The sequence below is a fragment of the Frankia sp. CeCAU1 genome (assembly GCF_977971845.1).
The window spans coordinates 1-653 of record NZ_CDWWXA010000052.1; the positions used below are offsets into that span (position 1 = coordinate 1).

Below are 653 nucleotides of genomic sequence, written 5' to 3' on the forward strand. Positions count from 1 at the left end.
CCGTAGAGGTAGAGGACCAGGGCCTCGACCCCCGGCCCGTACTGGGCCGAAGCCGGCACCCCCGCGGGTGCCTCGGCCCGGGTCCGGGTGGCGCAGCAGGCGCACTCCCGCTCGACAAGCCGGTGCCCGACGACCACGGGCTCGACCGGCGCCAGGTCCACGACCTGGCGGCGTTCCACCCGCGTGACCGGGGCGAGCACCAGCGGATCCCCACAGCCCCGGCACGCCGCGGGCTCGTGGGTGACGACCCGGTCCGGGTCCTCGGCCAACGCCAGCGTCGACCCGGGATGGCCTTCCTGCCCACCGGGCCGCCGCCCGGACTTCTTCCGCAGCGACTTCGGCTCCGGCTTGGCCAGCCCATCCAAGCTCGGCGGCTTCGATGAGTTCCGCGAGTTCTTCCCCAGCCGGGCGTTCAGCTCCGTAATCTCGGCGTTCGCCTTCCCCAACGCGGCCCGCAGCTCGGCGATCTGGGCCGCCTGCGCCACGACCAGCACCGCCAGTTCCTCATACGAGGACGCGGGCCGATCGACAGGCGACACACCAGCAGCCTACGGACCAGCCACCCACCGCGAGCACCCCACGCCCACAGCGACCGGTACCCAAACAACCCGACCCGCGACAACAGCAATCGATCAAGAGTGCTGACCAGTTAC

The 653-nt window shown here is 71.8% G+C and carries 1 protein-coding gene; it reads right to left on the reverse strand.

The window, feature by feature from the left end; genetic code table 11:
• On the reverse strand, nucleotides 1-539 hold a 539-nt coding region (locus AC08OO_RS11390; protein WP_476609910.1), incomplete at its 3' end, for a DUF6444 domain-containing protein.
• Nucleotides 540-653: the final 114 nt, after the last annotated feature.